Origin of the sequence: Stenotrophomonas maltophilia (assembly GCF_013464915.1) — a bacterium.
Lineage (GTDB): Bacteria > Pseudomonadota > Gammaproteobacteria > Xanthomonadales > Xanthomonadaceae > Stenotrophomonas > Stenotrophomonas maltophilia_AT.
The window spans coordinates 69,646-94,148 of the sequence record NZ_RAVT01000013.1 but is presented as its reverse complement, the minus strand read 5'-3'; the positions used below and the strand labels follow the sequence as shown (position 1 = coordinate 94,148).

At 67.9% G+C, this 24,503-nt stretch carries 18 protein-coding genes; 8 read left to right on the top strand and 10 right to left on the bottom strand.

Annotation, left to right across the window (positions count from 1 at the left end):
* The first annotated feature begins 58 nt into the window (after positions 1 to 58).
* Complete coding sequence (locus tag D7T59_RS05185) at positions 59 to 886, top strand: inositol monophosphatase family protein (RefSeq protein ID WP_005417749.1); 828 nt, start codon at positions 59 to 61, stop codon at positions 884 to 886.
* 693 nt (positions 887 to 1,579) lie between these two features.
* Here D7T59_RS05185 and htpX read toward each other — a convergent pair.
* Positions 1,580 to 2,446: a protease HtpX gene (htpX, locus tag D7T59_RS05180; protein WP_106551375.1), complete on the bottom strand. Its 867-nt coding sequence runs from the start codon at positions 2,444 to 2,446 to the stop codon at positions 1,580 to 1,582.
* Between the two features lie 93 nt (positions 2,447 to 2,539).
* On the opposite strand from htpX, the gene gluQRS reads away from it, so the two are divergent.
* From gluQRS to phaR, 3 genes are all read left to right on the top strand, one after another.
* Positions 2,540 to 3,460, top strand: coding sequence for a tRNA glutamyl-Q(34) synthetase GluQRS (gene gluQRS / locus D7T59_RS05175; protein WP_180852054.1), 921 nt, complete (start codon positions 2,540 to 2,542; stop codon positions 3,458 to 3,460).
* Between the two features lie 17 nt (positions 3,461 to 3,477).
* Complete coding sequence (gene phbB, locus D7T59_RS05170) at positions 3,478 to 4,218, top strand: acetoacetyl-CoA reductase (RefSeq protein ID WP_180852056.1); 741 nt, start codon at positions 3,478 to 3,480, stop codon at positions 4,216 to 4,218.
* Between the two features lie 185 nt (positions 4,219 to 4,403).
* Positions 4,404 to 4,955 carry a polyhydroxyalkanoate synthesis repressor PhaR gene (gene phaR, locus D7T59_RS05165; protein WP_164135916.1) on the top strand — a complete coding sequence of 184 codons (552 nt, stop codon included), beginning with the start codon at positions 4,404 to 4,406 and terminating at the stop codon, positions 4,953 to 4,955.
* A 73-nt stretch (positions 4,956 to 5,028) separates the two neighbouring features.
* On the opposite strand, the gene D7T59_RS05160 is transcribed toward phaR, so the two are convergent.
* The 6 genes from D7T59_RS05160 to D7T59_RS05135 all read right to left on the bottom strand — a co-directional run bounded on the left by D7T59_RS05160 (position 5,029) and on the right by D7T59_RS05135 (position 12,658).
* Entirely contained in the window at positions 5,029 to 5,985 is a 957-nt protein-coding gene (locus D7T59_RS05160) for a TraB/GumN family protein (RefSeq protein ID WP_180852058.1), read from the bottom strand.
* A gap of 1 nt (position 5,986) precedes the next feature.
* Positions 5,987 to 6,916 carry a DUF1684 domain-containing protein gene (locus D7T59_RS05155; protein ID WP_180852060.1) on the bottom strand — a complete coding sequence of 310 codons (930 nt, stop codon included), beginning with the start codon at positions 6,914 to 6,916 and terminating at the stop codon, positions 5,987 to 5,989.
* Between the two features lie 11 nt (positions 6,917 to 6,927).
* Positions 6,928 to 8,832: a DNA mismatch repair endonuclease MutL gene (mutL, locus tag D7T59_RS05150; RefSeq protein ID WP_180852062.1), complete on the bottom strand. Its 1,905-nt coding sequence runs from the start codon at positions 8,830 to 8,832 to the stop codon at positions 6,928 to 6,930.
* A gap of 217 nt (positions 8,833 to 9,049) precedes the next feature.
* Positions 9,050 to 10,612 (bottom strand): N-acetylmuramoyl-L-alanine amidase, encoded by a 1,563-nt coding sequence (locus D7T59_RS05145; protein WP_180852064.1) that lies wholly within the window; start codon positions 10,610 to 10,612, stop codon positions 9,050 to 9,052.
* An 82-nt stretch (positions 10,613 to 10,694) separates the two neighbouring features.
* The gene (tsaE, locus tag D7T59_RS05140) at positions 10,695 to 11,177 is read right to left on the bottom strand and encodes a tRNA (adenosine(37)-N6)-threonylcarbamoyltransferase complex ATPase subunit type 1 TsaE (protein ID WP_164135911.1); all 483 of its coding nucleotides are present in this window, start codon (positions 11,175 to 11,177) and stop codon (positions 10,695 to 10,697) included.
* Positions 11,174 to 12,658 carry an NAD(P)H-hydrate dehydratase gene (locus tag D7T59_RS05135; protein WP_180852066.1) on the bottom strand — a complete coding sequence of 495 codons (1,485 nt, stop codon included), beginning with the start codon at positions 12,656 to 12,658 and terminating at the stop codon, positions 11,174 to 11,176. Before D7T59_RS05135 ends, tsaE begins: the two co-directional genes overlap by 4 nt.
* A 23-nt stretch (positions 12,659 to 12,681) precedes the next feature.
* On the opposite strand from D7T59_RS05135, the gene queG reads away from it, so the two are divergent.
* Together queG and xseA are read left to right on the top strand one after the other, a co-directional pair.
* Positions 12,682 to 13,752: a tRNA epoxyqueuosine(34) reductase QueG gene (gene queG, locus D7T59_RS05130; RefSeq protein WP_180852068.1), complete on the top strand. Its 1,071-nt coding sequence runs from the start codon at positions 12,682 to 12,684 to the stop codon at positions 13,750 to 13,752.
* 44 nt (positions 13,753 to 13,796) lie between these two features.
* Entirely contained in the window at positions 13,797 to 15,128 is a 1,332-nt protein-coding gene (gene xseA / locus D7T59_RS05125; RefSeq protein ID WP_180852070.1) for an exodeoxyribonuclease VII large subunit, read from the top strand.
* A gap of 618 nt (positions 15,129 to 15,746) precedes the next feature.
* Here the strand turns inward: xseA and D7T59_RS05120 are convergent.
* Positions 15,747 to 16,643 (bottom strand): M48 family metallopeptidase, encoded by an 897-nt coding sequence (locus D7T59_RS05120; protein ID WP_100443791.1) that lies wholly within the window; start codon positions 16,641 to 16,643, stop codon positions 15,747 to 15,749.
* A gap of 89 nt (positions 16,644 to 16,732) precedes the next feature.
* Complete coding sequence (locus D7T59_RS05115; protein WP_164138812.1) at positions 16,733 to 18,625, bottom strand: formylglycine-generating enzyme family protein; 1,893 nt, start codon at positions 18,623 to 18,625, stop codon at positions 16,733 to 16,735.
* 84 nt (positions 18,626 to 18,709) lie between these two features.
* Here D7T59_RS05115 and rnd point away from each other — a divergent pair, with 84 nt between their 5' ends.
* Both rnd and D7T59_RS05105 read left to right on the top strand, forming a co-directional pair.
* Positions 18,710 to 19,789, top strand: a complete 1,080-nt coding sequence (gene rnd, locus D7T59_RS05110; RefSeq protein WP_180852072.1) for a ribonuclease D — start codon at positions 18,710 to 18,712, stop codon at positions 19,787 to 19,789.
* A gap of 150 nt (positions 19,790 to 19,939) precedes the next feature.
* A complete protein-coding gene (locus D7T59_RS05105; RefSeq protein ID WP_258013048.1) occupies positions 19,940 to 21,979 on the top strand; it encodes a DUF4034 domain-containing protein in 2,040 nt (679 codons plus the stop codon).
* A gap of 88 nt (positions 21,980 to 22,067) precedes the next feature.
* Here D7T59_RS05105 and D7T59_RS05100 read toward each other — a convergent pair whose 3' ends face one another.
* On the bottom strand, positions 22,068 to 24,398 hold the full coding sequence (locus D7T59_RS05100; RefSeq protein WP_164138816.1) for a TonB-dependent receptor: 2,331 nt from the start codon (positions 24,396 to 24,398) through the stop codon (positions 22,068 to 22,070).
* Between the last annotated feature and the right edge of the window lie 105 nt (positions 24,399 to 24,503).

The following is a 24,503-nucleotide window of genomic DNA, read 5'->3' as shown; positions in this document are numbered from 1 at the left end:
CGGACCCGCTCTTTTCCCCCGCCAGTCCATCTCTTCTGCCTTTCCGGGAGCCCACGCCATGCAGAAACCCGCCGTCACCGTCATGGTCAAGGCCGCCCGCCTCGCCGGCAACGTCCTGTTGCGCAACATCAACAAGCTCGAGGCACTGAACGTGGTGCAGAAGGGCCGGATGGACTACGCCAGCGAAGTGGATGCGGATGCGGAAAAGGTCATCGTCAAGGAACTCAAGCGCGCCTACCCGGACTACGGCATCTTCGGTGAAGAAGGTGGCGTGCAGGGCGAGCGCCGCCAGATGTGGGTCATCGACCCGCTCGATGGCACCAGCAACTACCTGCGCGGAGTGCCGCACTACTGCGTGTCGATCGCCCTGGTCGAGAACGGCGAGCCGACCGACGCGGTCATCTTCGACCCGCTGCGCAATGAACTGTTCACCGCCAGCCGTGGCGCCGGTGCCGTGCTGAACGACCGCCGCATCCGCGTGGCCGATCGCAAGGACCTGGAAGGCACCATGATCCACACTGGCTTCGCCCCGCGCGAGCGCAGCCGTGCCAGCGCCCAGCTGAAGGCGGTCGACGCCCTGCTGGTGCACGGCGAGGACATCCGCCGCACCGGTTCGGCCGCGCTGGACCTGGCCTACGTGGCCTGTGGCCGTGCCGATGCCTACTTCGAAGCCGGCGTGAAGGCCTGGGACATCGCTGCCGGCCTGCTGCTGGTCCGCGAGGCGGGCGGCAAGGTCTGCGACTTCAAGGGCGCGACCCTGGGCCGCATGGACAACCGCGGTCCGGAGACCCACCAGATCGTGGCCGGCAACCTGAAGGTAGCCGAGTCGCTGCAGAAGGTGCTGGTGAACACCGGCTACGCCGCCGAGTTCGACGCGAAGTTCTAAGCGTCCCGGCAACGTGGCTCACTGAAACGGCACCTGCGAGGGTGCCGTTTTCGTTTGTGCGCCGACGCATTGGCGCGCCAGGCGATGCCTGGGGATCATTTCCGCGACCGCGGTGGGGTGTCACTTTCTTTGCTCGTGCAAAGAAAGTAACCAAAGAAACACGCCGCCAGGGCGCGAGCCGATGCTGCGCATCGGTACCCTGCGCTCCTCGGCCCGCCGAGGGACGGTGCGGGAACTCGCTGCGCTCAGACACCCGCACCTCTTCGCCCTCGCCGGACCTGCGGTGCTCGGCTCGCTCAAGGCGGGTCCCAAGGTCAAATGCCACAGCTGCACCCAGTAGATCCACGCCACGTGTGGATGCTGTTGATCTTGATCTTGATCTTCCAGTCCGCCTTGAGCGAGCCGAGCATCGCAGGGGAATCAGGGGCGAAGAGGCGCCGGTGTCTGAGCGCAGCGAGTTCGGCGCCGTCCCCTGATTCACCGAGAAGCGCAGGGTACCGGCGCGTAGCGACGGCTCGCGACCGGCGGAGCGTTTCTTTGGTTACTTTCTTTGCGCGCAAAGAAAGTGACACTCCTCCGCGGTCGCGGAAACGACTCTCGCCGGGTCGTACCCGGCGCCACCAATGCGTGCGCGCACATACAAAAACGCCCGGCGCGGGGCCAGGCGTTCCTGCACTAACAAGGAGCGAAGACTTACGCCACCGTCGACGCCCGCAGCGCGGCGATGCGCTCTTCCAGCGGCGGATGGCTCATGAACAGCTTCTTCGCGGTCGAACCCGCAATACCGAAGGCGGCGATCTGGGTCGGCAGCGTGCTCTGGCCGTGGTTGAGCTGCAGGCGCTCCAGCGCGGCGATCATCTTCTGACGACCCGCCAGCGAGGCGCCACCGGCGTCGGCGCGGAACTCACGGTGGCGCGAGAACCACATCGCGATCATCGTGGCGAACAGGCCGAACACCATCTCCAGCACGAACACGATGATGTAGTAGGCGAAGCCGCGGCCACCACCTTCGCGGTTGCCCGACAGCGCGCTGTCGATGATGCCGCCGACCACGCGGGCCAGCACGATCACGAAGGTGTTCAGCACACCCTGCAACAGCGCCATGGTGATCATGTCACCGTTGGCGACGTGGGCGATCTCGTGGCCCAGCACCGCTTCGGCCTCGTCCTCGCTCATGTTGTGCAGCAGGCCGGTGGACACCGCCACCAGCGCGTTGTTGCGGTTGGCGCCGGTAGCGAAGGCGTTGATCTCCGGGCCTTCATACACCGCTACCTCCGGCATGCCGATACCGGCCGCCTTGGCCTGGCGCTCGACCGTGGCCAGCAGCCAGCGTTCGGTCTGGTTGCGCGGCTCGGTGATCACCACAGCACCGGTGGAACGCTTGGCCATCCACTTGGACAGCAGCAGCGAGATGAAGGAACCACCGAAACCGAAGATGCCGGCCATGATCAACAGACCGCTCATCTTGCTCGGGTCGGTTCCCGCCAGCGACATCACGATGCTGGCGAGGATCAGGACCGCGAAGTTGGTCGCCAGGAACAGGGCAATGCGGGTAAACATGGGAAAATCCGGCTCGGAAGGGGTCGATACCGGTCAATTTGCGGTGTGGTCAGCTTGAATTCAAGCGCCAACCTGACCGACGATTCAGCCAGCATGACCGCCCCCATTCCCTGCGGCCGCTTCGCGCCCTCGCCGACCGGCCTGCTCCACCCCGGATCCCTGCTCGCCGCCTTCGGCAGCTGGCTGCTTGCGCGCCATCACGGCGGCCTGTGGCGGCTGCGCATCGAAGACGTCGACCCACCGCGCACCGTGCCCGGCGCCGCCGAGTCACAACTGCAGGCGCTGGCTGCGTTCGGGCTGGCCCACGATGGTGCGGTCCTCTGGCAGAGCACGCGCGGCGAGGCCTACCAGGCTGCGCTGGACGTGCTGCTGGCCAGCGACCAGGCCTTCGTCTGCCACTGCAGCCGCAGCGACCTGGCTGCCAGCGGTGGCATCCACCATCGTTGCGTCGCCCGGCAACCCCGGCCGGACCCCGCCGTCCGCTTCCGTATCCCACGTGGCAGCATCGTGCGCTTCACCGATGGCCTGCGTGGACCGCAGCAGCAGGACGTGCATGCCGAGGTCGGCGACTTTGTGCTGCGCCGTGCGGATGGCTGCTGGGCCTACCAGCTGGCAGTCGTGGTCGATGACGCCGCACAGGGCGTGACCGAAGTGGTGCGCGGTGCCGACCTGCTCGACTCCACCGCGCGGCAGATCCTGCTGCAGCAGGCATTGGGGCTGGCGGTGCCGCACTACTGGCACCTGCCGCTGCTGCTGGATGCGCCGGGCCACAAACTGTCCAAGTCGCTGGCCGCACTGCCGGTGGACAGCTCGCGCCCGCTGCCCGTGCTGCGCCAGCTCTGGCAATTGCTGGGCCAGGCGCCTGCGGCCCTGGACCACGCGCACGATCTGGACGCGCTGCTGGCCGCGGCTCGACAGGCCTTCGACCCCACCCAGCTGCCGCGCGCCGACATCCTGATGCCGGCCGGCGCACTTTCCGCGCCGATGTTGCAGAATCACCCCTCCCCCACCTGATTTCCGGACAGCATTCCATGACATCTCGCGTCGCACTGGTCACCGGCGGAACCGGCGGCATCGGCACCGCCATCTGCCAACGCCTGGTCGACCAGGGCCACCGGGTCGCCACCAATTACCGCGACGAGGCCAAGGCCCGCGCCTGGCAGCAGGTGATGGCCGAACGCGGTTACAGCGTGTCGATCTTCCCGGGTGATGTCTCCGATCCGGACAGTGCCGAAGCACTGGTGCGTGCAGTCGAGGCCGAACTGGGCCCGGTCGAGATCCTGGTCAACAACGCCGGCATCACCCGCGACACCACCTTCCATCGCATGCGCGCGGACCAGTGGCACGATGTGATCAACACCAACCTCAATTCGGTGTTCAACGTCACCCGCCCGGTCATCGAGGGCATGCGCCGGCGGGGCTGGGGCCGGGTCATCCAGATCAGCTCGATCAACGGCCTGAAGGGCCAGTACGGCCAGGCCAACTACGCGGCCGCCAAGGCTGGCATGCATGGCTTCACCATCTCGCTGGCCCGCGAGAACGCCGGCTTCGGCATTACCGTCAACACCATTTCGCCCGGCTACGTGGCCACCGACATGGTGATGGCGGTGCCGGAAGAAGTGCGCGCCAAGATCGTCGCCGACATTCCCACCGGGCGCCTCGGCAAGCCGGAGGAAATCGCCTACGGGGTGTCCTTCCTGGTGGCGGAGGAAGCCTCGTGGATCACCGGCAGCAACCTGGACATCAATGGCGGCCACCATATGGGTTGGTAAGCCGCGCCGGCGGCCGCAGCGGCGCACACCCGCCGCCCCTGCCGATGGTCATGCTGCGCAGCACGCAAACCCTTGTTGCGCAACATGATCCCCTGCGAAAGCCAAGCCTGGCGGGGGCTGAGGCGGTTGCAACGGCTGCTGCACTGCGCCATGCTGCGCATCTACTGTGACGAGTGACCGCTTCAATGGCTGCGACCCGCATCATCAAGAAGTATCCGAACCGCCGTCTCTACGACACCGAGATCTCCAGCTACATCACCATCGAGGACGTGCGCCAGCTGATCCTGGACGGTGAAGACTTCGAAGTCCGTGACGCCAAGAGCGGCGACGACCTCACCCGTTCGGTCCTGCTGCAGATCATCGCCGACCAGGAACAGGACGGCGAACCGATGCTGTCCACCCAGCTGCTGAGCCAGCTGATCCGCTTCTACGGCGACTCCCTGCAGGGCTTCATGGGCAACTACCTGGAGCGCAGCATGCAGGTCTTCCTCGACCAGCAGCAGCAGTTCCGCCAGCAGATGGGCAACCTGCTGGGCCAGACCCCGTGGGCGATGATGAACCAGCTGACCGAGCGCAACCTGGAGCTGTGGCAGGAATTCCAGCGCAGCATGGGCACCGGTTTCGGTGGTCCGCGCCCGGGTGGCACGGGTACCGGTACCGGCACCGGCGCAGGTACCGGCAACAAGCCCAACGAACCCGGCACCGGTACCGGCACCGGCGGCAAGACCCGCCGCTGAGCCGCTGTACCGGCGGATACGAAAACGGCGCGCCCTGTGGCGCGCCGTTCTGTTTTATGCCCCCGGCGGAGCATCAACGTTTCGCCTTGCACCCCGTGCATACGCGTTCGACCTTGTAACCCTTCGCCTTCAGCTTCTCGACCACGCCGTCACTGCCCAGCAGGTGCAGCGTACCGACCACCACCAGCGTGCCACCCTGCCCGGCCTGCAGGTACGGTAGCAGCTTCGGTACCCACGCATCGTTGCGCCCGGTGTTGATGCGCTGGTAAAGCTGCGGGTACTGCTGGCGCATTTCCGCGGCCATCTTCGTCCACAACACGCGCTCGTCGCCGCGCCGCCATGCGTCGTGCAGCTGGCGTGCCTGCTCATCGCCCTTGCCCGCCTGGTCCAGCGCCTCGGACAGCATCTGTCGCTGCTCCTGCACGGTCATGCCGTCGAGCATGCCGATCTGGGTATCGATGTCCTCCAGGCCGGCGGTCCTGCGGCCGGTCTTCTGCGCGCGCTCCATGAAATGACGGTCCAGGCCCAGCGCCGGGTCCAGGCCCATCTTCTGCATCTGCCCGACCGAAATGCTCAGACCGACGAACCAGGGCTTCATGCCCTGCATCTGTGCCAGCGGAAGCTTGTTCCCGGATGCAAACGCCTGCAGCTTCTGCCAGGTGGCCGCGTCAAGATCGCGCTTGAGCTCGCTGCCATCGGTGCGGACTGCAGCCTGCACCATGCGGCTGGCCAGCTGCGGCGACTGCATGTCCTCCGGCGACAGTTCGAACACGACCCGCTGCGAGGCCTCGAAGGCCTGCTCGACATCGGGCGACAGCGGGTAGTCCTGCGGCTTCAACAGATGGAATGATCCAAGCAGGTACACGCGTGAATCACCCGGGCCGGTCACCTTCCACAGCAACGGCACCGGCGGCTTGCCCGCCGTCGTGGCAGCGGCGTCGGTGGCCGGTGCATTGCGCGCCGGTGCCAGCGGTGCGATTGCAAACGCCGCCATCAGCAGCGTTGCACGGAACAGTCGCTTCAACGGCATCTCAGCCTTCTCCTTCAGACAGGTGGTAGGCCTTCTCGCCCGCTTCCACGCGCAGGTCCAACCGGTTTTCCGGCGGCGCCAGCGGGCACGTGGCATAGGCGGTGAATGCACACGGCGGGTTGTAGGCATGGTTGAAATCGATGCGTACCGTGCCGTCGGCAGCGGGCGCATCGGTATCCAGATAGCGCCCGGCCGGATAGCTGCCACGGCCACTGGTGCGGTCGGCAAAGATCAGGAACAGCGGCTGCCCGGTGGCTCCGATCGCTTCCAGCCGCCAAGTGCGGCCGTCGCGTTCGAATTCGACCGTACCCGCATTGGGCATCTCGGTGGTCAGGCCGGTGATGTCGACAATGGGCAGGGTCTTGCCCGCCGGATGCGGGATGAAACGTGCCTGCACCTGCCAGTCCGGGCCACCGGGCCAGTATTCGAGCCCGGCAAAATCACGGCGCGCCGGCGCATCGGCATGCTTGACCCGCAACGCATCGCGCGGCCCACGCCGGATGATGCTGAGCTGGCCCTTGCCACCGTCGAAGGCCAGCAGGGTCGGTTGCGGATCCTTGTCGGTGTCGATGCGGATACGGCCGCGTACCGCCTGGCCGTCATGGCCGACGTCCACGCCGGCTTCGGGCGTGAACCACCACTGGCTGCCCTCGCGACGCAGCAGGCCCAGCTTGTCCGGGCCGACCGCCAGGCGGATGCCATTGGTGGCGCCGCTACCGACGAAGTGTGATTTGTTCTGCAGCCAATGCAGGCCGACCAGGGCCGTCCAGCCATCGGGCCGGGTCAGGTCCTGGTAGCGGGCCACCCGCCATTGCTGCTGCGCGGCCGCATAGGCCGGATCTTCAGTGACCTTCGGCGCCGGCGGTGTCGCCGGGCTGCACGCGGCCAACAGCAAGGCGGCCAGCAGGCCGCCCATTCCCCGATAACGCATCGATGCTCCCCTCAACGTCCGCGCAGGAACCAGCGGTCGATCTCCGCCAGCGAAAAACGGGCCCAGGTCGGCCGGCCGTGGTTGCACTGGCCGGACCGCTCGGTGATTTCCATGTCGCGCAGCAGCGCGTTCATTTCCGGTACCGTCAGGCGCCGGTTGGCACGCACCGCACCGTGGCAGGCCATGGTCGACAGCAGTTCGTCACGTGCGCTGGCCACGCGGCGGCTCTGGCCATGCTCGCGCAGGTCGGTCAGCACATCGCGCAGCAGCCCCTCCGGTTCGGCATGTGCCAACAGCGCTGGAATACTGCGCACGTGCAGCGATCCGGGACCGGCACGGGTCACCTCGAAGCCGAGCGCCGCCAACGTTTCGGCTTCACTTTCGGCAGTGTCGGCCTCGCGCTCGCCCACTGCCAGCGTGATCGGCACCAGCAGCGGCTGCGACTGCAGGCCGATACCGTCGTGCGCGTTCTTCAGGCGCTCGTAGCCGATGCGCTCGTGCGCGGCATGCATGTCGACCACGATCAGGCCTTCTGCATTCTCGGCCAGGATGTAGATGCCGTGCAGCTGCGCGATCGCATAGCCCAGCGGCGGCACACCGGCATCGGCACGGGTGACCGGCAGGCCGTTCTCAGCGGGCATCGGCGGCAGCACCGCCCCGCGTTCGGCACCGGCCGGGGCGGCATACAGCGCGGCGTAGGCCGCCGGTGCATCAGCCACCTGCAGCCCAAGGGGCTGCTGCGGGCGCCAGCCGGAAAAACCACCACCACCGCCGCCTGAACCGGCACCGGGCGCAGGCCCACGCGCCAGCCCGAAACCCGACGCGCCCGCGCTCGATGCCATCGGTGCAGCAGCGGCGTCCGCCGGATGCACCGGACCCGCACCGATCTCCTGCGCCGACATGCCGGCGCGGGTGTCAGCCAGGGCGTCCTTCAGTGTGCGGTAGACGAAGTCATGCACCAGCCGCGAATCACGGAAGCGCACTTCATGCTTGGCCGGATGCACGTTGACATCGACGCGGGTCGGGTCCAGCTCCAGAAAAAGCACATAGGCCGGCTGCCGGCCGTGGTACAGCACATCGCCGTAAGCCATCTTCACTGCGTGGGCGACACTGCGATCGCGCACCGAACGGCCGTTGACGTACAGGTACTGCTGATCAGCGCTGGCCCGCGAGTAATGCGGCTGCGCGATCCATCCATGCAGGCGCAGGCCCGCGCCACTGTGGTCCACGCGCACGGCCTGTTTGGCGAAGTCCTCGCCCAGCGTTTCGGCCAGCCGTGCATCGGAGTACAGGTCGCCCGGCTTGTAGCGGCGCGAGGCCTTGCCGTTGTGCGACACGCGCAGCTCGACATCCGGTCGCGCCAGCGCCAGCGAACGCAACCATTCTTCGATATGGCCCAGTTCGGTACGCTCGGCGCGCAGGAACTTGCGTCGCGCAGGTACGTTGTAGAACAGCTCGCGCACTTCCACCGTGGTGCCCGGTGCATGCGCACGTGGCATGACATCGCCGATCTTGCCGCCTTCGATCTGCAGCGCCGAACCGTGTTCGTCATGCGCGCGACGCGAGGACAGGGTGAAACGGCTGACCGAGGCGATCGAGGGCAGTGCTTCGCCACGGAAACCGAGCGTGGCCACCGATTCGAGGTCGTCGAGGTCGGCGATCTTGCTGGTGGCATGGCGCGATACCGCCAGTGGCAGCTGTTCCGGTGCGATGCCACTGCCGTTGTCGCGGATGCGGATCAGGCGGACACCTCCCTCCTCGAGGTCGATATCGACACGGCTGGCGCCGGCATCGATCGCGTTCTCGACCAGCTCCTTGACCACCGATGCAGGACGTTCGACCACTTCGCCGGCGGCGATCTGGTTGATCAGGATTTCCGGCAACGGCCGGATCGGACGCGGGCCGGGCGCGCTCATGGGAGAGGATGGGCAGCAGACTTCATGGGTCGATGATAGCGGAGCCGCCCTGTGTAGAGTCGACTGTCAGTCGACTGCCCTTCGCCGGGCACCGAAACCCCCGCGCTGCGCGGTAGAGTCGACTGTCAGTCGACTGCTCCTCGCCGGGCACCGAGAACCCCGCGCTGCGCGCGTAGTCGACTAACAGTCGACTCTACCGCGCCCTACGGGAAGCGGATTATTTGCTGCCGCCGGCCATGGTCCCGGCGGCATCGATCTCGGCCTGGGCGCGGGCGGCGTACAACGTGCCCGGCGGCGGCTGGCGGCTGAAGAAGGTGTGCACACCATCGAGTACGGCACCGGCGATCTTGCGCTGGTAGGCCGGGTCGATCAGGCGGCGTTCTTCGTCCGGGTTGGAGATGAATGCGGTTTCCACCAGCATCGCCGGCATGTCCGAGGTGCGCAGCACGGCGAAGTTGGCGCGTTCGATGTTCGGCTTGTGGTTGTTGCCGATCCGCTTCAGGCCGCCCAGCACGTGGCCGGCGGCATCTTCAGACGCCTTCATGTAACCGCTCTGGGCCAGGTCCAGCAGCACGTTGGCGAGCGTGCCCTCGGTCTGCTGCAGGCGTACGCCACCCACCAGATCGGCCGCGTTTTCCTTGTCCGCCAGCCAGCGGGCGCGCTGCGAAGAGGCGCCCTTGGTCGACAGCACGTACACCGACGAGCCGGTGGCCGAACGGTTTTCGGCCGCATCGGCGTGAATCGAGATGAAGATGTCGGCCTTGTTCGCACGCGCCTTCTGCGCGCGCATCGGCAGCGGGATGAACACGTCGCTGTCGCGGGTCAGGTACGCCTTCAGGCCCGGCGTCGCGTTGACCTGGCGGGCCAGCTCACGGGCCACCGCCAGGGTGACATCCTTTTCGCGCTTGCCGGTCGGGCCGATCGCGCCCGGGTCCTGGCCACCGTGGCCGGGATCGATGGCGACCACCAGATGACGCATGCCGGCCTGCATGCGGATGCGCGAGGCATCACTGGGCATGGCCGGACGCGGTGGCACCACCGTGGTCGGAACCGGTGCAGGCGCTGTGGCCGACGGCGTGGTTACCACGGCGGCGGTACGCTGGCCGGCAAGGATTGCAGCCGGCGATGCGGGCGGCGTGCTGCTGGCAGCCGTACCCGCTGCCGCGACCTGGGCCGGTGCGGTGGACGGGGCCGGGGTCGGTGTGGCCGGTGCGGCAGCGGCGGCGCTGGCCTGCTGTTGCACCTGTGCGGTCAGCAGCGCGGTGGCGCGCGCGGCATCGTTGCGCGACTGCGCGCTTTCGGCCGGGGTCGGCGCGGGCGTGGCCACCGGTGCCTGCGGCTGCACCGCCGGCGTCGCTGCCGGGCGGCTGGCGGCCACGGCCGGGCCATCGCCCGGCCATTCGATCACCAGCTTGGATTCATTGCCCTCGCGCTGCATCTGCGGGCGGAATGGCGCCACCGATTCGGCGAGGTCGAAAACGACACGGAACGTACCCGGGACCGGTTGTCCGGTACGCACCGCCGTGACCACGCCCTGCGCGGCCGGCATTTTCAGGTTGCGTATGGCGCTGGAGTCCGGGAAATCGACCACCAGGCGGTTCGGTCCGGCCAGTGACAGGGTCTTGTAACCGCCACTGCCGACCAGCGAGATCTCGGCACGGGTGCCGGTGGCGCCCGTATTCAGCAGGACCTGGCGGACTTCACCGGCCCACGCACTGACGCTCGCCAGACCCAGTCCGACGGCGGCACAGATGGCGATGAGACGGTTCCCCGGGCGCATGGCTCAGGATTCAATCACCGCGCTGAACGGAATGCAACACCTTTTTCCTTAATAATCCGTAACCTGCCGGTGTTTGTTCTCGTCAGCCGACAGAAATGGCCTGCAAGTCGCCCCCTTGAGGGAGCCGTTTCAGCCATTCACTGCCCACGTCGCTGGACCCAGTGAGACGCACGCGACGCCCTTGGCCCTCGATTTCCAGCGCCACCACCAGGTCGGTCGGTGGCAGCGCGCCGGCGCCCCGTTCCGGCCATTCCACCAGCCACAACACTGCGCTGCCCTCGTCCAGGCCGAGGAAATCCAGCTCGCCGGCCTGGCCGATGCGGTACAGGTCCAGGTGCCAGGCCTCGCCGCCACTGGCCAGCGGATAGCGCTCGACAAGGGTATAGGTCGGGCTGCGGATGGCGCCCTGCACGCCCAGCGCGCGCAACAGTGCACGGGCCGTGGTGGACTTGCCGGCGCCGAGGTCGCCGCGCAGTTCGATCAGCGCCTGCGGCGGTCGGGTCGCCGCCAGCCACTGCCCGAGCAGTTCGGTTGCGTCGCTGTCGGCAAGGAAGAATTCAGTCATGAAGAGCGTTCCGGGTTGGCCAGTCGCCGCAGCGGCACCAGCAGATCAGTGGGAAGCAGGCCGCGCGCGCCGTCGGCGGCCGCGGCGTCGCCTGCGAGCGCATGCAGCAGTGCACCAGCGGCGGCAGCGTCGAAGGCGGCCAGCCCCTGCGCGCGCAGGCTGGCGATGATGCCGGTGAGCAGGTCGCCCATGCCGCCCACGGCCATGCCGGGATTGCCTGCAGCGATCAGCCGTGGCGCCTGCCCGGGGGCCGCCACGATGCTGCCTGCGCCCTTCAGCACCACCACGGTGTGGAAGCGTTCGGCCAACGCCTGCGCACAGCGGTAGCGATCGGCCTGGATGTCAGCGGTGCTGCAGCCTAGCAGGCGCGCGGCCTCGCCCGGGTGTGGCGTAAGGATGGCGTCCGGCAGCGCGCGCGGATCCTGCGCCAGCAGATTCAGTGCATCGGCATCAACCACAACCGGTTTGTCGCTGGCCAGCACCCGCGCAAACAACGCGTGCGCCCATTCGTCCTGGCCCAGGCCGGGGCCGATCGCCACCACCCTGGCCTTGTCCAGCAGCGCCGGCAGCACATCGCCATCTTCAAGCGCATGGGTCATGGCCTCGGGCAGCCGGGCCAGCAACGGGCCGACGTGATCGCGCCGGGTGCCCAGGCTCAACAGCCCCGCACCGGCACGCAGTGCCGCTTCGGCCGCCATCGCGATGGCCCCACCGCTGCCATGGTTGCCGCCGACGCACAGCACGTGCCCGGATTCGCCCTTGTGGGTATTGGCGCGGCGCGGTGGCAGCAGTGCCGGCAAACGAGCCTGTGTCCAGTGCTCCGCAGTGGGTGACACGCCCTGCCATGCAACCGCTGGCAGCTGCAGCGGTGCCAGCGCCTTCTGCCCGCAATGATCCAGCGCATCCCCGGTATACAGCCCACGATGCGGCACGATGAACTGCAGGGTCAGCGCGGCGCTCACCGCCACACCCGGCACCGCGCCGCGGTCAGCATCCACGCCACTGGGGACGTCCAGCGCCAGCACCGGTGCTGCCTGTGCGTTGAGGGCGGCGATCAGCGCCTGCGCGGCGCCTTCGGGCGCGCGGTCGAAGCCCAGCCCGAACAGGGCGTCGACCCAGATATCGGCCTCGGGCAGCGCGCCGTCGAAATCGGTGATGGTGCCGTCGTCGGACTTGAAATCCGATGCTGCACGCTGTGCCAGCACGGTTGACGGTGGCTTGCCCGGCAAGGCGATCACCGTCACCACGCGCCCCACCTGCCGTGCATGGCGGGCCAGCACCAGGCCGTCGCCGCCGTTGTTGCCCGCGCCGACCACCACGCCGATCCGCCGCGCCTGCGGCCAGTGCTGCAGCAGGCACTGCCAGGCGGCGTGGCCGGCCTGGGCCATCAGGCCCCAGCCGCCATCGGCAGCCAGTGCCGAGGCCTGCGCATCAAGCGCACGCGCAGCGGCGGAATCGAACAGATCGGCAAGGTTGGCCATGCAGGGATTTTATACTGGTGCACATGTCCCCTGCCCCCACCCCTGTCGATCCGGCCCAGGCCGTGCAGCGCATCCGCGAACTGGCGCGTGCGCATGGCTTCCAGCGCTGCGGTATCGCCGGCATCGAGCTGGGCGAGGATGAGGCGCACCTGGCCGACTGGCTGGGCCAGGGCCTGTACGGCACGATGGACTGGATGGCGCGCCACGGCACCCTGCGCGCGCGTCCCGCAGAGCTGCTGCCCGGCACGGTGCGGGTGATCTCGGTAGGCATGGACTACAGCCACAAGGACGACACCGAAGCCTGGGCGACCCTGGCCGACCCGGGACGCGCCTACGTGGCGCGCTACGCGCTGGGCCGCGACTACCACAAGCTGATGCGCAACCGGCTGCAGAAACTGGCCACGCAGATCAACGACGACGTGGAGCCGCTGGGTTACCGCGTGTTCGTCGATTCGGCCCCCGTGCTGGAACGCGCACTGGCGCGCAACGCCGGGCTGGGGTGGATCGGCAAGCACACCTGCCTGATCGATCGCCACGGCGGTTCGTGGTTCTTCATCGGCGAGATCTACATCGATATCCCGCTGCCGATCGATACGCCGGCCACTGCGCACTGCGGCACCTGCACGCGCTGCATCGATGTCTGCCCCACCCGTGCGATCACCGGCCCGCAGCGACTGGACGCACGGCGCTGCATTTCCTACCTGACCATCGAGCACGATGGCGCCATTCCCGAAGACATGCGGCCATTGATGGGCAACCGCATCTACGGCTGCGACGACTGCCAGCTGGTCTGCCCCTGGAACAAGTTCGCCAAGCGCACCGACGAAGCCGACTTCCGCGCACGCAACAACCTCGACACGGCCCGTCTGGACCAGCTGTTCGCCTGGGACGAAGCCGAGTTCCTGCGCCGCACCGAAGGCAGCCCGATCCGCCGCAGCGGCCATGAGCGCTGGCTGCGCAACATCGCCGTGGCCCTGGGCAATGCGCCGACCACGGCCGAAACGCTGGCCGCACTGCACACCCGTGCCGACGATCCCTCACCCCTGGTGCGCGAACACGTGCAGTGGGCGCTGGGCCAGCACGCACCGCGCTGACGTGCGATCCTGAGCACCCGCTCCACCTGCCTCACGCCGTTCCCATGCAGCCACGCAACGACCACATCCTCACCCCCAGCCAGCTCAATACCCTGGCCCGCGACCTGCTGGAAGGCAGCTTCCCGGCGATCTGGGTCGAGGCCGAACTGGGCAGCGTGGCACGCCCCGCCTCCGGGCACCTCTACTTCACCCTGAAGGATGCCCGCGCCCAGCTGCGTGCGGCGATGTTCCGGATGAAGGCGCAGTACCTGAAGTTCGTGCCGCGCGAAGGCATGCGTGTGCTGGTGCGCGGCAAGGTCACCCTGTACGACGCCCGTGGCGAGTACCAGATGGTGCTGGACCACATGGAGGAAGCCGGCGAAGGCGCACTGCGCCGCGCGTTCGAGGAGCTGAAGGCACGGCTGGAGGCCGAGGGCCTGTTCGACCCGGCACGCAAGCGGCCGATGCCGGCCCACGTGCAGCGCCTGGCGGTGATCACCTCGCCCACCGGCGCCGCCGTACGTGACGTGCTGAGCGTGCTTGCCCGGCGCTTCCCGCTGCTGGAAGTGGACCTGCTGCCGACCCTGGTACAGGGCAGCACGGCCGCCGCGCAGATCACCCGCCTGCTGCAGGCCGCCGATGCCAGTGGCCGCTACGACGTGATCCTGCTGACCCGCGGTGGCGGTTCGCTGGAAGACCTGTGGGCCTTCAACGATGAAGCGCTGGCCCGCGCGATTGCAGCCAGCCGCACGCCAGTGGTGTCGGCGGTGGGCCACGAAACCGACTTCAGCCTCAGCGACTTCGCCGCCGACCTGCGCGCGCCGACACCGTCGGTGGCCGCCGAACTGCTGGTCCCGGACCAGCGCGAACTGGCGCTGCGCCTGCGCCGCACGGCCGCACGCATGGTGCAGCTGCAACGGCACGCGATGCAGCAGGCGATGCAGCGCGCCGATCGCGCCCTGCTGCGCCTGAACGCGCAAAGCCCACAGGCGCGACTGGATCTGCTGCGTCGCCGCCAGCTGGACCTGGGCCGGCGCCTGCATGCTGCGTTCAACCAGCAGCAGGAACGTCGTGCCGCGCGCCTGCGTCATGCAGCGGCGGTGTTGCGCGGGCACCATCCACAGCGCCAGCTCGACACGATGCAGCGCCGCCTGGCCGCCCTGCGTGGGCGTCCGCAGGCGGCAATGCAGCGCCTTCTGGAACGCGATGCGCTGCGCCTGCGCGGGCTGGCGCGTTCGCTGGAGGCGGTCAGCCCGCTGGCCTCCGTGGCCCGTGGCTACAGCATCCTCACCCGCAGCGACGATGGCACCCTGGTGCGGAAGGTCGACCAGGTGCAGGCGGGGGATGCACTGCAGGCACGCGTCGGCGACGGCGTGATCGACGTGCAGGTCAAGTAAAGGGGTGTTCGGCAGGGCTGCGCCCTGCACCTGCAGAGGCTTCAAGCCAAGGCAACGGCAACAGCGAAAGCTGGCATTCCGTGGGTTGGCGGGGCGGTGCCGGAGTGCGGGGACGCCGTAAACCCGTCCATGGGGGCTTGGCAGCCGCATCCATGCGGCTGACACCCCGCACTCCGACACCGCCCCACCTCTGACAGTTTTCCGCGATCGGGTAGATCCACGCCATGCGTGGATGAATCTCCATCGGAATCGAATATTTCGAATCAAGATCGAAAAGCATCCACGCATGGCGTGGATCTACCGTGTCGACCAAGGTCGACACCTACCAACAGCAGCAGAAATCTGTCGAAGGCGGGGCGGGTCCGGTTGCGGGAGTGTCCGCGGCATGGATGCCGCGGCCAAGCCCCCATGGGTGAGGGCGCTTTGCTTGCGAAGCACTGCTTCGCAAGCGCCCGAACGCACAGCCGCCAGCGGCTGGGCCGGTCTGGGGGTTTACGGCGTCTCCCGCAACCGGACCCACCCCGCCACCCCACGGATAGCCAGCTTTTGCTTCGGCTGTTGCTGTTGCTGTTGCTCTGGCTTCGGCAGGTGCAGGGCGCAGCCCTGCCGAACAACCCCCTACTTTGCCTGCTCGCAGAACTTCTGCCGGTACTCGAGCGCCTTCGGCATCAGCGCCTGCAGGTTCTGGATGCGGGTGCCCGGGTTCGGGTGGGTGGAGGCGAACTCCGGCGGTGCCTGGCCGCCACTGGCCTGGCCCATGCGCTGCCACAGCGGCACCGCCTCGCGGGGATCGAAGCAGGCCGCTGCGGCCAGCATCAGCCCCACTTCATCCGCCTGCGTCTCGTGGCTGCGCGCATAGGGCAGCAGATACCCATAGCCCATCGCCGACATCATCATCTGTTGCTGCTGCGCATCCATGCCACTGGCGGCACCGGCCACCTGCCCGATCTGGGTCAGCTTCTGCTGGGCCATGCGCTGTGCACCATGGCGCAGCAGCGCATGGGCGATCTCATGGCCCATCACCACCGCCATCGCATCGCGGGTGCGCGCTACCGGCACCAGCCCGGTGTAGACCGCCATCTTGCCGCCCGGCAGGCAGAACGCATTGGCCTGCTCGGACGGGATCACGTTCACTTCCCACTGGAAATCCCGCGCGAAATGCGCCGGCTGCACGCCATGCTCCTGCGCCAGCGCGGTCTCCACCACGTCCACCTTGGCGATCAGCCGCTGGGCGATGTCGCGCACATCGCGTGCGATCGGTGCATTGGGGTCCATCGGCCGTTCCTGCGACAGGATCTGCTGGTAGGCCTGCAGCCCCAGCGCGGTTTCCTGGCGCGCGTCCAGGCTGCTGTCGATCATCACCTTCTCGCCGGTGTACGGATCGACCGTGCGGTTGGAGAACCAGTAGAACAGCGCATAGCCGGCAGCCAGCAGCAGCACCCACCAGCGGATGTTGCCGAACAGGCCACGCCGCTGCGGGCCTTGCGACGAGCGGGAGAAGGGATCGTTGCGCATCGGGGGGACTTCCTGCTGGCCCCGCCGGCCGGCGGGCACGGCGCAATCTTAGTGCGCCGCTGCCCGCAGCGGGTGAAGCCGGGTGCCGCTCAGATGCCGCGCACCAGGCGGAAGCCGATGCGGGCGTTGGTGGTATCCGAATCCTGGGACTGCCGCCAGGCCGCACGGGTCTGCTCGGGGGCATTGGCCCAGTTGCCACCGCGGATCACCCGCGATCGGCAGCCCGGGTTGAACCAGGCGACGCCATCGGACGGTGCGCGGCGGTAGCTGGCATGCCAGCAGTCGGCCACCCATTCACTGAGGTTGCCGCCCATATCGTGCAGACCAAAGGCATTGGCCTGGAAGCTGGCCACCGGCGCCGGCCCCCACCAGCCATCGCCGTACCCGATGAACGCGTTGTGCCAGTGCCGGCCCGAAGGCGAAACGTCCTTGCTGCCGGTGAAGTTGCCGCTGCCTGGCGGCGGCACGCCGGCATCGCCCCACGGATAGCGGCCACTGCTGCCAGCGCGCAGCGCGTACTCGAACTCGGCTTCGCTGGGCAGCCGGTAACTGCGGCCGGTCTGTTCGGACAACCACGCCGCATAGTTCTCGGCATCACGCACACTGACGTGCATCACCGGCGAGTTGCCCAGCGCGCGGCCGCCGTCATAGTCCGAGCGCCAGTCCACGCCACTGCGGCGGATGAAATTGCCGCTGCGTTCGTCGTAGACCACCGAATGGCCACGCCGGGTCGCGCGTGGACGCGCATTGGACGCTTTCACGTAGCGCTCGAAATCGCTGACCGTGACCTCGGTGATCGCCATCGCGAAGCCGCGATCAAAGCGTACATAGTGCGATGGACGCTCGGCATCACTCGAGCCCGGCTCGGCATCGCCCGCGCCCATCTGGAAGCCACCGTGAGGCACCACCACCATCTGCGGCCCGCGCCCACCATCGCGCATCGCATCACTGAAGACCTGTCCCGGACGGAAGCTGCCGTAATGGGTGGCCAGGTCGATGCGCTCGCGCAGCTGGCCCACCACTGCATCACCCGGCAGAGCGATGCGAAGCGCCTCGGCCAGTTTCTCGCGCGCCGGCTTCAGGCCCTGCGGCGTGGCAAGGTCACGCAGGCCGTCATCACGCAGCTGCAGCAGCGTGGCGGCACGGATCTGCTCGATGCGCTCGAACGCGTCGGCAATCGTCGGCGATGAATCGCGCACTTTGCTGGCTTCGGCCAGCCAGGTACCCGCGCTGGCGAAATCGCGCGCCCGCGCGGCGTCTTCGGCACGGCGGATCAACCCGCTCTCGGCTGCGGCCAGGCCCTGCCGCGCGCGGCTGTTGTCTTCATCCAGCGCCAGCGCCTCACGGAAGTTGCCGATGGCGCCGTCGCCATCCTCGCCGATCCGGTCCGAGCGCAGGTCCTCCTCGCCAGCCCGGTTGTAGGCCACCACGCGCTGCGCCAGCTCCACCCGCGCCTGCAGCGCACGCACCTTCTCATCCTTCGGTGCCAGGGTCAGCAACACCAGTGCCTGGCGGCTGGCCTCGGCCAGTGCCTCGCGCTGCTTCAGCGGCCGCTCCAGCAGGGCATCGGCCAGCTGCTGCAGTCGCTGGCGGGCACGCTGCAGGCCCAGCCGGGCCTGGCGGTCATCCGGGTCTTCTTCCTGCACCGCCAGCCACAGCGGAATGGCAGCGTCCGCATCTTCATAGAGCCGTCCTTCGGCGAACGCCTGCTCGGCGGCGCGCCGCAACTGGGCCAGGCTGCGGCCCTGGCGGTCCACCCGTGGCGGCGTCCACTGCTGTACGTCCTCGGCGGCATCTTCACCGGCGATGGTCACGCTGCCCTGCCCGGCCTGCGGACTGGCATCGGTGCCGGTGTCGGCCCCCTCGGCCGCGGGCGCCTCTCCGCTGGCGGCCCTGTCCGCCGGCGCGGACGGCGACGGCGTGCAGCCGGCCAGGGCCACGGCCAGGGCGGTGCACAGCACGGGCGACAACGGAAAACGCAAGCAGAGCCTCCTTCGGCACGGACGCGGACCGACGTTAGGCTATTCTCCCCTGCCTGAGCAAACCCGAGTAGTAGGCCCTGACCCGTGGCAACCTGGATCACCACCCCCGCCGAGCTGGATGCGTACTTCCAGCAGCGCCCGACCCGCATCGGCCTGGACACCGAATTCATCCGTGAACGCACGTTCTGGCCGCAGCTGGCGCTGGTGCAGATGGCCGTTGGGCAGGACATCCTGCTGATCGACCCGCTGATTCCCGGCATGACCGAGGCGCTGGCGCCGTGGCTGGCCGATGAATCCATCACCAAGGTGATGCACAGCGCCAGCGAAGACCTGGTTGCCTTCAAGTGGGCCTGTGGCGTGCTGCCGCGACCACTGTTCGACACCCAGATCGGGGCATCGCTGGCCGGCATCGGCGGCGGCATGGGCTACCAGAAGCTGGTGGCGGAGATCACCGGGGTGGCGCTGGCCAAGGGCGAGACCCGCTCGGACTGGATGCGCCGCCCGCTGTCCGAGTCGCAGCTGCAGTACGCCGCCGACGACGTCGAGCATCTGTTCGCACTGCACGACGCCATCGATGCCAGGCTGCAGGCGCTGGGCCGCCAGCAGTGGCTGCACGACGATGGCGAGCGGCTGCTGGCCAGCATCGCCAATGATGAAGACCGCTGGCCGCACCTGGCGATGCGCTCGGCACAGTTCCTCGATGCCGCTGCACAGCGCCGCCTGCTGCGCCTGCTGCGCTGGCGCGATGTGCAGGCACGCAGCAGCGACCGCCCGCGCAGCTGGATCCTGGATAACGAGCTGGCCGCCACCCTCGCGCGCACGCCTCCGGCTGACGCGGCGGCGCTGGGCAAGCTGTTCGAGCAGTTCCCGAAGGCACCGCGCAAGCTGGCCGGCGCCGTGTGGCAGGCACTGGAGACGCCGCTGGCCGATGAAGCCGACGCGCCGCTGGCGCTGCCGGCCAACGACAGCAACAAGCAGGCCCTGAAGAAACTGCAGGATGCCGTCGCCGAGCGCAGCCGTGAGCTGGGGCTGCCGGATGGCATCCTCGCCTCGCGCAAGCATCTGGAAAGCTATCTGGAACGTCGCCAGTGGCCGGCCGCACTGGCCGGCTGGCGCCAGCAGGAACTGGAGTCGCGGCTGCAGGCACTGTTGCCCGCGCACTGAGATCAACCGGCGCCGGGCAAACCGGCGCCGGCACCGCAAACATGAGCATCTGCCACGCTTGCCGGCGCGCGCGTGGACCTGTCCAATAGCGTCCCCGCTATTGTTGGATTGCATCAGATGACAAATGGACTTGCGAAAGACGGCCTTTCCTTGGACGACCTGGCCTGGCGCGCGCAGGCGCGCAGCGCACTGCGGGAACACGACCATGCAGCACTCGAGGCGCTGCTTGCCCCACACGAACAGGCCTGGCTGAACGGCACCCGGCCGCTGCCCGGCATCCGCTGGCGCCTGCGCAACCTGCAGGACGCGGCGCTGCCCCTGGATGAACGCCTGCAGCAGGCGCAACGATGGGTTGCCGCCGCTCCGCACAGCTACTACGCGCACCTGCGCCTGGGTGCCTGCTGGGAATCGGCCGCTGGCGCCCTGCGCAGCGCCGATGTGGCCGCACTGGTGGAAGACAGCCAGTGGCTGGCCGCACAGCAGGCACGCGACCACGCCGTGCATGCCTACCTGCAGGCGATCGCGCTGTCGCAGCGCCCGGCGCTGGCGCTGGATGGCATCAAGCGCATCACCAGCTACCTGCGCGAGCCGAACTGGCTGCGCGCGCTCCAGGCGGGGCAATCGCCGGAATCCGATGAAGCCGCCTTGGCCGAGCACTATCCGCAGGCGTGGCCGCAGGCGTTGCAGCTGCTGTCACGCTTCGGTGCGCCCCTGCAGCGCATGCCGGAAAGCCTGCCGCCGCTGTTGCGCGATCGCAGCGAGGACGATTTCGATGCCCCTCTCGCATACTGGATGCGCCTGGTGCTGGAACAGCGTCCGGACGACCTGGACACGCTGGAAGACACCCTCTACTACCTGTACCCGCGCTGGGGCGGCAGTCACGAAGCGATGGAGGATTTCATCGAAGGTGGCTGGTGCCGTGGCCTGGAGCTGGCGCAGCGCAATGCGTTGCGCTGGTGCAAGGAACAGGACTGGATGGGCGAGCTGCCGCGCCGCGGCGATGCCGAAGCGGTAGCCGTGCACGAGCGCGCGTATGAACAGATCCTTGACTGGCACCTGGAGGGCTACGTGCGTGCAGAAGTCCTGACCCAGCGTGCCGCACTCCGCTTTCATCTCGGGCGCATCGAGGAGATCGAAGACCAGGTGCAATGGGACACCGGATTCATGCAGGCCGCGCTTGAGGACCTGCAGCACGCGTGGGCACTGGATCGTGACATGGTCCTGCACGGCGGTTTCAGCAGCCTGGAGGCCTGCACCTGGTTCGCCCATGTCGACGGCGCCGAAGCGCTGTTCGCGCAGGTCGTGGACTACGCTGCACGCGAAGGCGATTCGGCGCTCGGCCTGCTCTGGGCGGCCACCGCCATCGAGCATGGGATGCTGGGCCAGACCGCCGATCCGGCACGTGCGCAGCCCCTGCTGCAGCGCGCCCTGAAACTGGCGGCGCAGCAGAAGACGTCCACGGTCACCTTTGCGTCCAACCTGTTCTGCGATGTCTCGCAGGACGCGGGCCTGTCGTTGTTGCAGCGCATGGCCGACGACGGCGACGCCGGTGCGATGGCCGCGCTGTGCGACCTGTACAAGGGCCGGCTGGGCGGCCGCGACCAGCCGGACTTCGTTGATGCCCAGAAAGCCCTGTACTGGCAGGAGCGTGCCGTCGAGGGCGGCGACCTGATCGCCACCTACAACCTTGGCGTGCGCCTGGTTGCCGCCGGTGGCGCTGACAACGAAGCGCGTGCGCGCGAACTGTACCTGCGCTGCCTGCGCGAAGCCGACGCCGGTGAGCGCGTGTGGGGCCCGACCTGCCGCAACCTGGCCTGCCTGGCCTTCGATGGCCAGAACGACGCGCACAAGCGCGATGCGGTCGAACGCGCCTTGATTCCGCTGTGGTGGCGCGGTGAGGACGACGACAAGCTGTGGGCCGCCGGCTACCTGGCCGACGTCTACCACTTCGGCAACGGCGTGCCGGCCAACGCCTTCCTTGCCCTGACCTGGCTGCAGCGCGCCAGCGAGATCGATACGGAGTACGTGGATGTGGTGCGCATGGCGCCGCTGATCAACGGTGAAGGCCGCTGGTTCGGCGCCAGCCGCGCGCGCAAGCAGCAGGCGCAGGACCGCCAGCAGGTGGACAGCGCCACCTGGGCGCTGACCTTCGGCCAGCGCAGCCAGGACAGCGACCTTACCGCGGTCTGAAACAACGAAAAGGGCGGCCCGKAACTCCGGGCCGCCCTTTGCATTCCAGCAGTGCGATGACGGGAGAACCCGCCACCGCGCCAGCGCCTTACCAGTTCATGTTCAGCGAGACACCCACGGTGCGCGGTTCGTTGTAGACCGCGGCCATGTAGTTCTCGATCACGCCCTTCAGGTTCTTCTCGTTGGTGATGTTGCGCGCGAACAGCGCCACTTCGTAGGCACCGTAGTTGCCCGAGTAGCCGATCTTCAGGCCGCCTTCGAAGTCACCCTTGGAGTTGAACTCCTTGCTGTCGTACAGCACGAAGCTGGTGTAACCCTGCTTGTTCCAGTCGGTGGAGACGAACATGGTGCCAGCGTCACTGACCGGGAAGTCGTAACGGGCCGCCAGGTTCACGTTGTACTTCGGCGCGTTCGGCAGCGGGTTGCCGTCGATCTGCGCGAAGGTGTTGGCGCCGACCTTGATGGTCGGGTCATTCACCGTGCAGACCACCTGGCCATTGAGGCCGCAGACCTGCGCGTACACGCGCTTGTCCTTGATCTCGCTGTGCAGCAGGCTCAGGCCGGCGCTCAGGGTCAGGTTCGGGATCGGGCGCAGCTCCATGTCCGCTTCGAAACCGTAGGCCTTGGCCTTGTCGGCGTTGAACAGCACGCCATTGCCGTCCGAATCGTTGCCGTTGAGCTGGATGTCGTTGACGGTGTAGGTGAACGCGGTGGCGTTCAGGCGCAGGCGGTTGTCCCACAGGCTGCTCTTCACGCCCGCTTCCCAGGACAGGATGGTCTCGGAATCGGCGGTGGTGAAATCGGCATTGAACACCGCCGAACGACCCTGGATGGTCGGGCCGCGGAAGCCGCGCGCGACCTTGGCATAGACGCTCACGTCCGGGGTGATCTGATACATCGCGCTCAGATCCCAGCTCGGGGTGGTGTCGGACATCTTGACGTCGGTGCGGCCCTTGTAGGTGACCACACCAGCAGCGGTATCGGCGGTCTTCAGCAGGCGGGTGTGCTTCTCGTCCTTGGTCTGGCGCAGGCCCGCGGTGACGGTGAACCTGTCGGTGAAGGCGTAGCTCAGCTGGCCGAAACCGGCCCACGAGGTGTTCTTGTTGCGCAGGCGCACCCAGTTGTTCGGGTTGCGGGCGGCGCCCTGCAGGAACCACGCGCGCTGGTAGAAGTCGGTGGTGTCGCTGCCGTTGAAGTAGAACGCACCGGCCTGCCACTGCAGGGCGCTGTCGTCATGGCTGGCCAGGCGGAACTCCTGGGTCCACTGGTCCAGGTCACGGATGCGGCCCATCGACTGGCCGTAGCCGTTCGGCACGCCGTTCACCGGGAAGTTCGCTGCTGCGCCACCGTCGGTGTCGCCACGGCTGTAACCGGAGGTGGTCTCGTAGGCGGTGATCGAGGTGAAGTCGATCGCGCCGAAGTCGTAGCGTGCCTTCACCGAGCCGCCGTAGGTCTTGTACGCCTGCGGGTTGTTGTCGGCTTCGTCGTAGGCGACCTTGTCGCGCGGCACGTCGGTCTTGTTCGAGCCCTTGGTCAGCGCGCCGCGCAGGAACAGGGTCGAGGTGCCTTCATAATCGCGGGCGTGGGCCGAGGCCAGGATCGAGAACTGGTCGCTCGGGGTCAGCAGCAGCTGCGCGCGCACGTTGCGGTCATCGAAGCCGCCCATGGCGTTCTTCTTCGGGCTGACCGTGCCATCGGCACTCGGGCCCTTGTAGGTGTTGTCGACGTAGTCGTCGCGGTGCTGGTACAGGGCCGACACGCGGAACGAAGCGATGTCGTTGATCGGGCCGCCGAAGCCGCCGTCGATCGACACGCTGTTGTAGGTCGCATAGCTGGCACTGACGCGGCCGGTGTAGTCCTGGGTCGGCTTCAGGGTGTCGAACTTGACGATGCCGGCGGTGGTGTTGCGGCCGAACAGCGAACCCTGCGGGCCGCGCAGCACTTCCACCTGGTCGACGTCATAGACCGGGTTGGACTTCAGCACCACGTGCTCCAGCACCACGTCGTCCTGGATGATCGACACCGGCTGCGAGGCACCTAGGTAGAAGTCGATGTTGCCCAGGCCGCGGATGTAGAAGCGCGGGAAGATGCGGCCGGTGGTGGTTTCCGCATACAGGCTCGGCACGCGGCCGGACAGCGCCAGCAGGGTGTCGTCGCCGCCGGCGGTGAAGTCGCGCATGCGCTCGCCCTGCACCACGCCGACCGAGACCGGCACTTCCTGCAGGTTCTGCTCGCGGTGTTCGGCGGTCACGGTGATCGTGTCCAGCCCGGTCGGGGTCGGCGCGCTGTCCTGCGCGGCGGCACCGAAGCTGCCGACCAGGGCCAGACCGGCACAGGCCAGTGCCAGCGGGTGGCGGCGGAAGGAAACAAGGGAAGACGACAGACCCGACAGGCGGCGGGAATCGGTATGGGAGGGCATGCAATGCTCTGAGGAGGCGTCCGTGCGGCCTGCGCGAGCCGGGCGGCAAAAAGGAGGAAAACTGCGCAAGCGGCCATTATCCCCCAAATTGTTACGATTTCGTTG

Coding starts and splice junctions, on each gene's coding strand:
- D7T59_RS05185 (WP_005417749.1), top strand. CDS start 59: ATGCAGAAACCCGCCGTCACCGTCATGGTCAAGGCCGCCCGCCTCGCC.
- htpX (WP_106551375.1), bottom strand. CDS start 2,446: ATGTTTACCCGCATTGCCCTGTTCCTGGCGACCAACTTCGCGGTCCTG.
- gluQRS (WP_180852054.1), top strand. CDS start 2,540: ATGACCGCCCCCATTCCCTGCGGCCGCTTCGCGCCCTCGCCGACCGGC.
- phbB (WP_180852056.1), top strand. CDS start 3,478: ATGACATCTCGCGTCGCACTGGTCACCGGCGGAACCGGCGGCATCGGC.
- phaR (WP_164135916.1), top strand. CDS start 4,404: ATGGCTGCGACCCGCATCATCAAGAAGTATCCGAACCGCCGTCTCTAC.
- D7T59_RS05160 (WP_180852058.1), bottom strand. CDS start 5,985: ATGCCGTTGAAGCGACTGTTCCGTGCAACGCTGCTGATGGCGGCGTTT.
- D7T59_RS05155 (WP_180852060.1), bottom strand. CDS start 6,916: ATGCGTTATCGGGGAATGGGCGGCCTGCTGGCCGCCTTGCTGTTGGCC.
- mutL (WP_180852062.1), bottom strand. CDS start 8,832: ATGAGCGCGCCCGGCCCGCGTCCGATCCGGCCGTTGCCGGAAATCCTG.
- D7T59_RS05145 (WP_180852064.1), bottom strand. CDS start 10,612: ATGCGCCCGGGGAACCGTCTCATCGCCATCTGTGCCGCCGTCGGACTG.
- tsaE (WP_164135911.1), bottom strand. CDS start 11,177: ATGACTGAATTCTTCCTTGCCGACAGCGACGCAACCGAACTGCTCGGG.
- D7T59_RS05135 (WP_180852066.1), bottom strand. CDS start 12,658: ATGGCCAACCTTGCCGATCTGTTCGATTCCGCCGCTGCGCGTGCGCTT.
- queG (WP_180852068.1), top strand. CDS start 12,682: ATGTCCCCTGCCCCCACCCCTGTCGATCCGGCCCAGGCCGTGCAGCGC.
- xseA (WP_180852070.1), top strand. CDS start 13,797: ATGCAGCCACGCAACGACCACATCCTCACCCCCAGCCAGCTCAATACC.
- D7T59_RS05120 (WP_100443791.1), bottom strand. CDS start 16,643: ATGCGCAACGATCCCTTCTCCCGCTCGTCGCAAGGCCCGCAGCGGCGT.
- D7T59_RS05100 (WP_164138816.1), bottom strand. CDS start 24,398: ATGCCCTCCCATACCGATTCCCGCCGCCTGTCGGGTCTGTCGTCTTCC.